Here is an 11,093-nt window from a genome sequence, read left to right on the forward strand (position 1 = left end):
GGGGGCCGCGGGGGCCCCGGGCGGCCCCCCGCCCCACCACACCCCCCCCCCCCCCCCCCCCCCCCCCCCCCCCCCCCCCCCGGGGGCCGGCCGGCCCCCCCCCCCCCCCCCCCCCCCCCACCGCGGTCGTCACGGAAGTCGTTACGGATCAGAAGTCGTACTGGTCGATGTTGGCCTTGTCGAAGACGGTCGGCTCGCCCGGCGAGACGACGCCGTCCTCGCCCAGGGTGAAGCTCCCCAGGTCGCCGGCCTTGAACGTCTCGCCCTGCTGGCCGGTGATCTGTCCGGACTCCAGGGCGACGGCGGCGTGCGCGGCGAGCGCGCCGAGCTTGGCCGGCTCCCACAGCTCGAACGCCTCGACGGTGCCGTTCTTGACGTAGGCGCGCATGTCGTTCGGGGTGCCGAGACCGGTGAGCTTGACCTTGCCCTTGTACTTGGAGCCGGACAGGTACTGGGCGGCGGCCTTGATGCCCACGGTGGTCGGGGAGATGATCCCCTTCAGGTTCGGGTACTCCTGGAGCAGGCCCTGGGTCTGCTGGAACGACTTCTGGGCGTCGTCGTCACCGTAGGCGACCTTGACCAGCTTGATGTCCTTGTAGGCGGGCTTCTTCAGCTCCTCCTTCATGACGTCGATCCAGGCGTTCTGGTTCGTCGCGGTCTGCGCGGCGGACAGGATCGCGATCTCGCCCTTGCCGCCGATCTGCTTGGACAGCAGCTCGACCTGGGTGCGTCCGAGGTCCTCGGTGGAGGCCGGGGAGACGAACACCTGGCGGCAGTCCTTGTTGGTGTCGGAGTCGTAGGTGACGACGCTGACGCCGCCCCGCATGGCCTGCTTGAGCGCGGTGCACAGGGCGCCGGGGTCCTGCGCGGAGACGGCCATGGCGTCGACCTGCTGCTGGGTCAGCGTGTTGACGTAGCTGACCTGGCCGGCGGTGTCGGTGCCGCTGCTGGTGCCGACTTCCTTGTAGCTGGAGCCCAGCTCGTCCAGGGCCTTCTTGCCGCCGGCGTCGGCGGTGGTGAAGTAGGGGTTGTTGACCTGCTTGGGCAGGAACGCGACGGTGAGGCCCTTCTTGGTCGCCGCGCCGGGGTCGGCCTTGCCGACCGCCGCGTTGCCGCCGTCCTTGGACGCGTCGTCCTTGGTGGTGCCGCCGCAGGCGGTGGCGCCGAGAGCGAGGGCGGTGACGGTGGCGAGGGCGAGGGAGAGGCGACGCGGTCTGGCGCTGGTGCCGAACATGAGGTGTTCCTTTACCTGTGCGGGCGGGGGAGTGGACGGCGGGCCGGAGAGGTTCCGGGACGCGAGGAGAGCGGGGCTATGAGGACGGGGCCGTCACCGGTGGGGAGGCGGCGGTTCGCCCCCTGGCGCGGGCCTGGGAGATCTGCCGGCCGATCCGCGGAGCCAGCACGGAGACGACGAGCAGCACGCCGGTGGCGACGGTCTGGGACTGGGCGGTGACGTTGAGCAGGCTCATGACGTTCTGCATCGTGCCGAGCAGGAACACGCCGGCGACGGCGCCGCCGAGCGTGCCCTTGCCGCCGTCGAAGTCGATGCCGCCGAGCAGCACCGCGGCGATCACGGACAGTTCCAGGCCCGTCGCGTTGTCGTAGCGGGCGCTGGCGTAGTGCAGCGTCCAGAACACGCCGGTGAGGGCGGAGACCACGCCCGTGGACACGAACATGGCCAGCTTCAGCCGCTTGACCCGGACACCGGCGAAGCGGGCGGCCTCCTCCGAGGAGCCGACGGCGAACAGCGAGCGGCCGAAGCGCGTGGCGTGCAGCAGGACCACCGCGATGGCCAGCAGCACGACGAACGGCACGGCGGCGTACGGGAGGAACGTGTCACCGAACCGGCCGGCCCCGAAGTCCAGGTACTGGGCCGGGAAGTCGGTCACCGAGTCGGAGCCGAGCACGATCTGCGCGATGCCCCGGTAGGCGCCCAGCGTGCCGATGGTGACGGCCAGCGACGGCAGTCCGAGCCGGGTCACGAGCAGCCCGTTGACCAGGCCGCACACCACGCCGAGCAGTACGCACAGCGGGATGATCGTCTCGATCGCCATGCCCGCGTTCCACAGTGCCCCCATCACGGCGCTGGAGAGGCCGGCGGTGGAGGCCACCGAGAGGTCCACCTCGCCGGACACCACGAGCATCGCCATCGGCAGCGCGATCAGCGCGATGGGCAGGGTGTTGCCGATGAGGAAGGACACGTTGAGGGCGTTGCCGAAGTTCTCGACGAAGGAGAACGAGCAGATCAGCAGGACGACCAGCAGGAGGCCGACCGAGGTGTCCCAGCGCACCGCCCCGCCGAGGCGGGAGAGCGCGGGGGACTTGACGGTGGTGTCAGGCATGACGGGCACTCCTCGTCTGTGCGGCCTTCTTGCGCAGCGCCCCGGCGACTCGCAGCGCCAGGACCCGGTCGACGGCGATGGCGAGCAGCAGCAGGAAGCCGTTGATGGCGGTGACCCAGACCGAGCTGACGCCCAGGGCCGGGAGCACACCGTTGATGGAGGTCAGCAGCACCGCGCCGAGCGCGGCACCGTAGACGGTGCCCGAGCCGCCGGTGAAGGCGACGCCGCCGACGACCACGGCGCTGACCACCATGAGCTCGTAGCCGCTGCCCGTGTTGGAGTCGACGTTGCCGAACCTGGCGAGGTAGAGCGCGCCGGCCAGTCCGGCGAGCGCGCCGCACACCACGTAGGCCGTCATGACGCGGGCCCGGACGGGGACACCGGCGAGTCGGGCGGCCTCCGGGTTGGACCCCAGGGCGTACATGTCGCGGCCACTGCGGTAGCTGCGGAGGTAGTAGGCGACGACGACCAGCACGGCGACGGTGAGCAGGGCGAGGTAGGGCACCACGGCGATGCCGTCGTGGCCGAAGTCGACGAAGCCGCCGGGCAGGTCGCTCGCGGTGATCTGGCGGGAGCCGACCCAGATGGAGTCGATGCCGCGGACGATGTACAGGGTGCCCAGGGTCACCACCAGCGCCGGCACCTTGCCGAGGCTCACCAGCGCACCGTTGACGACGCCGAACAGCGCGCCGATCGCCACCGCGAGCAGCACGGCGACGAGCGCGTTGCCGCCGTCCTGGAGGTAGAGCCCCGCGGCGAAGGCGGAGATGCCCAGCACCGAACCGACCGACAGGTCGACGTTGCGGGTGATCACCACCATCGCCTGGCCGATCGCGACCAGCACCAGGATGGTCGCGTTCAGCAGCAGGTCCTTGATGCCCTGCTGCGACAGGAACTCGCCGTTGGACAGCTGGGTGGCGCCGAGCATGACCACCAGTACGGCGATCACGGCCAGTTCACGGGCCTTGAATATCTTGTCCATGAGCCGCCGGGCGGCGACGGACTCGGGTGCGACGTCCTGCCGCACCGGCTCGACGGTCGTGGTCATGCCGCCTTCCTCCCTCGGTCGGCGCGGCCGGTCGCGGCGGCCATCACGGTTTCCTCGGTGGCCTCGGCCCGGGGGATCTCGGCGGTCAGCCGGCCGTCGTGCATCACCAGGACCCGGTCGGCCATGCCGAGGATCTCCGGCAGGTCGGACGAGATCATCAGGACGGCCACGCCGTCGGCGGCGAGCGAGGACAGCAGGCGGTGCACCTCGGCCTTGGTCCCCACGTCGATGCCGCGGGTCGGCTCGTCGACGATCAGCACCTGGGGTGCCGTGGCGAGCCACTTGGCGAGGACGACCTTCTGCTGGTTGCCGCCCGAGAGCGTGCCGACGACGTCGGCCAGCCGGGCGTACTTCACCTGGAGCCTGGTCGCCCAGTCCACGGCGCGGCTGCGTTCGGCCCGGCGGTTCATCAGCCCGGCACGGGAGGTGGCCGCGAAGCCGGTGAGGCCGATGTTTCGCTCGATGGACATGTCCATCACCAGGCCCTGGGCGCGGCGGTCCTCGGGCACCAGGGCGATGCCCGCGGCCATGGCGAGGCTGGGCGCCCCCGGCGGAAGCTTCCGGCCGAGCACCTCGACCTCGCCGCCGTCGAAGCGGTCGATGCCGAAGACGGCCCGGGCCACCTCGCTGCGGCCCGCCCCGACCAGTCCGGCAAGGCCGAGGATCTCGCCGCGGCGGACGTCGAAGGAGACGTCGGTGAACACCCCCTCGCGCGTCAGCCGGCGCACGCTCAGGGCGACCTCGCCGATCCGGGTCTCCTGCTTGGGGTAGAGCTCCTCGAGATCGCGGCCGACCATGCGCCGCACCAGGCCGTCCTCGTCGAGGTCGGAGAGGGGCTCACTGGCGATCCAGGCACCGTCCCGCAGCGTGGTGACCCGCTGGCACAGCTCGAAGATCTCCTCCAGGCGGTGCGAGATGAAGAGCACCGCCGATCCCTGCTCGCGCAGCGTCTTGACCACGCCGAACAGCCGGGCCACCTCGCTGCCGGTGAGTGCCGCCGTCGGCTCGTCCATGATCAGCACACGGGCGTCGAAGGACAGGGCCTTGGCGATCTCCACGAGCTGCTGGTCGGCGATGGAGAGGCCGCGCGCCGGCTGGTCGGGGTCGAGTGCGACACCGAGGCGGGAGAAGAGGTCGGAGGCGGCCTGCTTGACCGCGCGGTGGTCCACCCGGCCCAGGGCGCGGCGCGGCTGCCGCCCGATGAAGATGTTCTCCGCGACGGACAGATCGGGGAAGAGCGTCGGCTCCTGGTAGATCACGGCGATCCCCGCGTCGCGGGCGTCGGCCGGGTTGTGGAAGTCCACCGGCTTGCCGTCGAGGAGGACCGTGCCGGTGTCCGGACGGTGCACGCCTGCGAGAGTCTTGATCAGGGTGGACTTGCCGGCGCCGTTCTCGCCCGCCAGGGCATGGGCCTCGCCCGCGTAGAGTCGCAGCGAGACGCCGCGCAGGGCCCGGACGGCGCCGAAGGATTTACTCACTCCCTCCAGGGCGAGCACCGGAGTGGTCTCCGGTTCGGGATGAGTCATGGGTTCTCTCCAGTACGTGTGCCGGGGGACACCCCGCTGTGAAATGTTTCAACGGGGTTGCCCGGAAGCTAGCTTCAGCCTGTCCGGAACGTCAAGGGTCTGAGCGCCACGCAGTCGCGAGAAGTTGCGGACGGGGCGGGCGGGGACGCCAGGAAGCCCCAGTGAACTGCGCAGTCACCCGCTGTCAGGCCGGTTGTGGCGCTGCGCGCCCGCGTTCCGGCGACAGACTCGTCCAAGCTCTCCGCGACCCCTTGACGGGGTTGTGGGCACGGGCTAGTTTCAGCGGCGTCCTGAATCGATTCACACTTCGGGTCCTTCACATGCCCCACGACGGGGCAACTTGCGTATTCAGAGGTGGACATGCCTGACATCACTGCCGTGAAAACCGCACTCGCCCACCAGCGGGTCGAGACGCCTTCCTGGGGCTACGGCAACTCCGGAACGCGTTTCAAGGTGTTCGCGCAGCCCGGCGTGCCGCGCACACCTCGCGAGAAGCTCGACGACGCGGCCAAGGTGCACGAGTTCACCGGCATCACCCCCCGGGTGGCGCTGCACATCCCCTGGGACAAGGTGGACGACTACGCGGCGCTCGCCGCCCATGCGAAGGACCGCGGCCTGGAACTGGGCGCCATCAACGCCAACGTGTTCCAGGAGGACGACTACAAGCTCGGCAGTGTCTGCCACCCCGACGCCACGGTGCGGCGCAAGGCGCTCGCGCACCTCATGGAGTGCGTCGACATCATGGACGCCACCGGCTCACGCGATCTCAAGCTGTGGTTCGCCGACGGCACCAACTACCCCGGCCAGGACGACGTCGCCGCCCGCCAGGACCGCCTGGCCGAAGCCCTGCGGGCCGTCTACGAGCGCCTCGGCGACGACCAGCGGATCCTCCTGGAGTACAAGCTCTTCGAGCCCGCCTTCTACACGACCGACGTCCCCGACTGGGGCACGGCCTACGCGCACTGCCTCAAGCTCGGCGACCGCGCGCAGGTCGTCGTCGACACCGGCCACCACGCGCCCGGCACCAACATCGAGTTCATCGTGGCCCTCCTGCTGCGCGAGGGGAAGCTGGGAGGCTTCGACTTCAACTCCCGCTTCTACGCCGACGACGACCTCATGGTGGGCGCCGCCGACCCCTTCCAGCTCTTCCGGATCATGCACGAGGTCGTCAAGAACGGCGGTCTGGACCCCGCCGCCGGCGTCGCCTTCATGCTCGACCAGTGCCACAACATCGAGGCGAAGATCCCCGCCGTCATCCGCTCCGTGATGAACGTGCAGGAAGCCACCGCCAAGGCCCTGCTCGTCGACGCCGAGGCGCTGACCGCGGCGCAGGCCGAGGGCGACGTCCTGGCCGCCAACGCCGTGCTCATGGACGCGTACAACACCGACGTGCGCCCGCTGCTGGCCGAGGTCCGCGAGGAGCAGGGCCTGCACCCCGACCCGGTCGCCGCCTACCGCGCGAGCGGCTGGCAGGAGCGGATCGCTGCCGAGCGCGTGGGCGGCGAGCAGGCCGGCTGGGGCGCGTAACCCCGTCCCCGGAGTCCCTCGCGCCCCCGCACCCCCGTCGTCATCCCCTCCCGAAGGAAAGATCACCATGGCCTCCGCCATCCACCCCGAAGTCGCCGGGCTCCTGGCGCGCTCGCACCGGCTGGGCTCGGACCCCCGCAACACCAACTACGCCGGCGGCAACACGTCCGCCAAGGGCACCGCCACCGACCCGGTCACCGGCGGCGAGACGGAGCTGCTGTGGGTCAAGGGCTCCGGCGGGGACCTGGGCACCCTGAAGGCCGAGGGACTGGCCGCACTGCGGCTCGACCGGCTGCACGCGCTGAAGGACGTCTACCCCGGCGTCGAGCGCGAGGACGAGATGGTCGCCGCGTTCGACTACTGCCTGCACGGCAAGGGCGGCGCCGCGCCGTCCATCGACACCGCCATGCACGGCCTGGTCGACGCGGCGCACGTGGACCACCTGCACCCCGACTCCGGGATCGCGCTGGCCTGCGCGGCCGACGGAGAGAAGCTGACCGCCGAGTGCTTCGGCGACAAGGTCGTCTGGGTGCCGTGGCGGCGCCCCGGATTCCAGCTCGGCCTGGACATCGCCGCCGTCAAGGAGGCCAACCCGCAGGCCGTCGGCTGCGTCCTCGGCGGCCACGGCATCACCGCGTGGGGCGCCACCTCCGAGGAGTGCGAGGCGAACTCGCTGTACATCATCCGCACCGCCGAGGTGTTCCTCGCCGAGAAGGGCCGCCCCGAGCCCTTCGGACCGGTGACCGACGGGTACGCACCCCTGCCCGACGAGGAGCGCCGCGCCCGCGCCGCCGCGCTCGCCCCGCACGTCCGCGCCCTCGCGTCCGCCGACCACCCCCAGGTCGGCCACTTCACCGACGAGGCGGTCGTGCTGGACTTCCTCTCCCGTGCCGAACACCCGCGCCTCGCGGCCCTCGGCACCTCCTGCCCCGACCACTTCCTGCGCACCAAGGTCCGCCCGCTGGTCCTGGACCTGCCGGCCGACGCCCCGCTGGAGCAGGCCGTCGCCCGCCTGCAGGAGCTGCACACCGAGTACCGCGCCGAGTACCGGGCCTACTACGAGCGGCACGCCGTCCCCGGCTCGCCCGCCATGCGCGGCGCCGACCCCGCCATCGTCCTCGTGCCCGGCGTGGGCATGTTCTCCTTCGGCAAGGACAAGCAGACCGCCCGGGTCGCCGGCGAGTTCTACGTCAACGCGATCAACGTGATGCGCGGCGCCGAGGCCGTCTCCTCCTACAGCCCCATCGAGGAGTCGGAGAAGTTCCGCATCGAGTACTGGGAGCTGGAGGAGGCCAAGCTGCGCCGGATGCCCGCGCCCAAGCCGCTGGCCACCCGCGTCGCCCTGGTCACCGGCGCCGGCTCGGGCATCGGCCGGGCCATCGCCCACCGGCTCGTCGCCGAGGGCGCCTGCGTCGTGGTCGCCGATCTCGACGCCAAGGGCGCGGCGGCCGTCGCCGAGGAACTCGGCGGCCCGGACAAGGCCGTGGCCGTCACCGTGGACGTCACCAGCGAGGAGCAGATCGCCGCCGCGTTCGCCGAGGCGGTCCTCGCCTTCGGAGGCGTCGACCTGGTCGTCAACAACGCCGGCATCTCCATCTCCAAGCCGCTGCTGGAGACCACGGCCAAGGACTGGGACCTCCAGCACGACATCATGGCCCGCGGCTCCTTCCTGGTCTCCCGCGAGGCCGCCCGCGTGATGACCGCCCAGAAGCTCGGCGGCGACATCATCTACATCGCCTCCAAGAACGGCGTCTTCGCTGGCCCCAACAACATCGCCTACGGCGCGACCAAGGCCGACCAGGCCCATCAGGTGCGCCTGCTGGCCGCCGAGCTCGGCGAGCACGGCATCCGCGTCAACGGCGTCAACCCCGACGGGGTGGTCCGCGGCTCCGGCATCTTCGCCGGCGGCTGGGGCGCCAAGCGGGCCGCCGTGTACGGCGTCGAGGAGGAGAAGCTGGGCGAGTTCTACGCCCAGCGCACGCTGCTCAAGCGCGAGGTCCTGCCCGAGCACGTGGCGAACGCGGTCTTCGCCCTCACCGGCGGCGACCTGACCCACACCACCGGACTGCACATCCCGGTGGACGCGGGCGTCGCCGCGGCCTTCCTGCGCTGACCCAGCAGCACGCCCTGATGCCGGTGCGGCACGCGCAGCGGCATCAGGGCGCACCACGGGCCGGCGGACCGGCCCCGTCTCTTCGCCCCCTCTCCCTTCTTCGCCTCCCCTCCTCCCTCCACGTCCGACCACTCCTCGCCGCGCACAGCGGAGGTACCACCACGTGACCACCACCCCGGCCTCCTCGGCCTTCCCCTCGGCGTTCGCCGCGGTCGACCTCGGGGCCACCAGCGGACGGGTGATTCTCGGCCGTGTCGGACCGGACAACCTCGACCTGACCGAGGCCCACCGGTTCCCCAACACCCCCGTCCGCCTGCCCGACGGACTGCACTGGAACCTGCTCTCCCTCTTCCAGGGCACCGTCGACGGACTGCGGGAAGCCGCCCGGGCCGGCTCGGTCGTCTCCATCGGCGTGGACACATGGGCGGTGGACTACGGGCTCCTCGACGCCGACGGCGTACTCCTCGGCGCCCCGTACCACTACCGGGACAACCGCACCGACGACGCCGCCGAACGGGTCCGGTCCCACGTCGGCCCCGAGGAGCTGTACCGGATCACCGGACTGCAGCACCTGCCGTTCAACACCGTCTTCCAGCTCGCCTCGGCCGCCGGCAGCAGCCAGCTGCGTGCCGCGCGCACCCTGCTGCTGGTCCCGGACCTGCTGGTCCACTGGCTGACCGGATCCATCGGCGCGGAGGTCACCAACGCCTCCACCACCGGGCTGTTCGACGCCCGCACCGGCACCTGGTCCGCGGAGCTCCTCGAGCGGCTCTGCGTCGACCCCGGTCTGCTGCCGCCGCTGCGCCGCCCCGGCGACCCGGCCGGCACCCTCCTGCCGCACGTCGCCGACCACACCGGCCTCGACGCCCGCACCCCGGTCGTCACCGTCGCCTCGCACGACACCGCCTCCGCCGTCGCCGCCGTCCCGGCCACCGAGCCGCACTTCGCCTACATCTCCTGCGGCACCTGGTCCCTGGCCGGACTCGAACTGGACGCCCCGGTCCTGACGGAGGCCTCCCGGGCCGCGAACTTCACCAACGAGCTGGGCGTGGACGGCACCGTCCGCTATCTCCGCAACATCATGGGCATGTGGCTGCTGGAGGAGTGCCGCCGGACCTGGGACGCACAGGGACTGCCCACGCACATCCCCGAGCTCCTCGCCGAGGCCGCCCGCTGCCGCGCGTTCGCCGCGGTCATCGACCCGGACGACCCCGAGTTCCTCGCCCCCGGCGACATGCCGGAACGCATCCGGGACCACTGCCGCCGCACGGGCCAGCCGCTCCCCGACAGCCAGGGTGCCGTCGTCCGCTGCATCCTGGAGAGCCTCGCGCTGGCCCACCGCCGCACCCTGAGGCAGGCCGCCGAACTCGCCGGCCGCGACATCACCCACATCCACCTCGTCGGCGGCGGCTCCCGCAACGACCTGCTCTGCCAGCTCACCGCCGACGCCACCGGCCTGCCCGTCATCGCCGGGCCCACCGAGGCCACCGCCCTCGGCAATATCCTCGTCCAGGCCAGAGCGGCCGGACTGGTGGCCGACCTCGCCGCGATGCGCCGGCTCGTCGCCTCCACCCAGCACCTCAGGCGCTACAGCCCCCGCGGCGACGGCGCCGCCTGGGACGCGGCAGCCGCCAGGCTCACCCCTGCCCGAACGGAACCCTGATGCGCGTAGCCCTCTTCGCCACCTGCGTCAACGACGCCCTCTACCCGTCCACGGCGATCGCCACCGTCAAGGTGCTCGAACGCCTTGGAGTCGAGGTGGACTTCCCCGCCGCCCAGACCTGCTGCGGCCAGCCCCAGTACAACACCGGTTACCGGCGCGCGACCGAACCCCTGGTGCGCCGCACGGCCCGCGCCTTCGACGGCTACGACCACGTCGTCACCCCCTCCGGGTCCTGCGTCGCCATGGTCCGCGACAACTACCCGCGGATCGGCGCCAAGGCGGCGGCCGAAGGGCGCGGCCAGGAACTCGCCGGCGCCGCCGCGTCCCTCGTGCCCCGCGTCCTCGAGCTGACCGAGTTCCTCGTCGACGTGCTCGGGGTGACGGACGTGGGCGCGTACTTCCCGCACACGGTGACGTACCACCCGTCGTGCCACGGACTGCGCATGCTCGGTCTCGGCGACCGTCCGCGCCGGCTGCTGCAGGCGGTCAAGGGACTGGAACTGATCGAGCTGCCCGGCGCGGAGGAGTGCTGCGGCTTCGGCGGCACCTTCGCCGTGAAGAACGCCGACGTTTCCGAGGCCATGGGCGACGACAAGGTCCGCAACGCCCTGTCCACCTCCGCGGAGGTGCTGTGCGGTGCCGACAACTCCTGTCTGATGCACATCGGCGGCATGCTGCGCCGCCGGGACGCGCCCCAACGGGCCCTGCACCTCGCGGAGATCCTCGCGAGCACGGAAGAGGAGCCGCTGCGATGAGTGGGACCTTCATGGGGATGCCGGCCTTCCCGAGGGCGGCGCGGGACGCCGTGCGCGACACGACGCTGCGCGGCAATCTGCGGCATGCGACGCACACCATCCGGGACAAGCGGGCGCGG

General features: G+C 71.6%; 8 protein-coding genes. 4 read left to right on the top strand and 4 right to left on the bottom strand.

What is annotated here, in order from left to right; genetic code table 11:
• Positions 1 to 148: 148 nt before the first annotated feature.
• The 4 genes from rhaS to ACIRG6_RS25345 form a co-directional block, all read right to left on the bottom strand.
• Positions 149 to 1,234, bottom strand: coding sequence for a rhamnose ABC transporter substrate-binding protein (gene rhaS / locus ACIRG6_RS25330; protein ID WP_403324642.1), 1,086 nt, complete (start codon positions 1,232 to 1,234; stop codon positions 149 to 151).
• Between the two features lie 76 nt (positions 1,235 to 1,310).
• On the bottom strand, positions 1,311 to 2,342 hold the full coding sequence (locus tag ACIRG6_RS25335; protein WP_318216018.1) for an ABC transporter permease: 1,032 nt from the start codon (positions 2,340 to 2,342) through the stop codon (positions 1,311 to 1,313).
• Positions 2,335 to 3,390 carry an ABC transporter permease gene (locus ACIRG6_RS25340; RefSeq protein ID WP_403324643.1) on the bottom strand — a complete coding sequence of 352 codons (1,056 nt, stop codon included), beginning with the start codon at positions 3,388 to 3,390 and terminating at the stop codon, positions 2,335 to 2,337. Before ACIRG6_RS25340 ends, ACIRG6_RS25335 begins: the two co-directional genes overlap by 8 nt.
• Positions 3,387 to 4,916, bottom strand: coding sequence for a sugar ABC transporter ATP-binding protein (locus ACIRG6_RS25345; RefSeq protein WP_350726584.1), 1,530 nt, complete (start codon positions 4,914 to 4,916; stop codon positions 3,387 to 3,389). The genes ACIRG6_RS25340 and ACIRG6_RS25345 overlap by 4 nt, the downstream gene beginning before the upstream one ends.
• Before the next feature lie 360 nt (positions 4,917 to 5,276).
• Between ACIRG6_RS25345 and rhaI the strand changes: the two genes are divergently transcribed.
• From rhaI to ACIRG6_RS25365, 4 genes are all read left to right on the top strand, one after another.
• On the top strand, positions 5,277 to 6,443 hold the full coding sequence (gene rhaI / locus ACIRG6_RS25350; RefSeq protein WP_239769532.1) for an L-rhamnose isomerase: 1,167 nt from the start codon (positions 5,277 to 5,279) through the stop codon (positions 6,441 to 6,443).
• A 67-nt stretch (positions 6,444 to 6,510) separates the two neighbouring features.
• Positions 6,511 to 8,556, top strand: a complete 2,046-nt coding sequence (locus ACIRG6_RS25355; RefSeq protein WP_364686629.1) for a bifunctional aldolase/short-chain dehydrogenase — start codon at positions 6,511 to 6,513, stop codon at positions 8,554 to 8,556.
• A gap of 163 nt (positions 8,557 to 8,719) precedes the next feature.
• Complete coding sequence (locus ACIRG6_RS25360) at positions 8,720 to 10,219, top strand: rhamnulokinase (RefSeq protein WP_403324644.1); 1,500 nt, start codon at positions 8,720 to 8,722, stop codon at positions 10,217 to 10,219.
• On the top strand, positions 10,219 to 10,974 hold the full coding sequence (locus ACIRG6_RS25365) for a (Fe-S)-binding protein (RefSeq protein WP_364826094.1): 756 nt from the start codon (positions 10,219 to 10,221) through the stop codon (positions 10,972 to 10,974). Before ACIRG6_RS25360 ends, ACIRG6_RS25365 begins: the two co-directional genes overlap by 1 nt.
• The last annotated feature ends 119 nt before the right edge of the window (positions 10,975 to 11,093 follow it).

This window comes from Streptomyces flaveolus, from assembly GCF_044765825.1.
In the GTDB taxonomy this organism is placed as follows: Bacteria; Actinomycetota; Actinomycetes; order Streptomycetales; family Streptomycetaceae; genus Streptomyces; species Streptomyces flaveolus.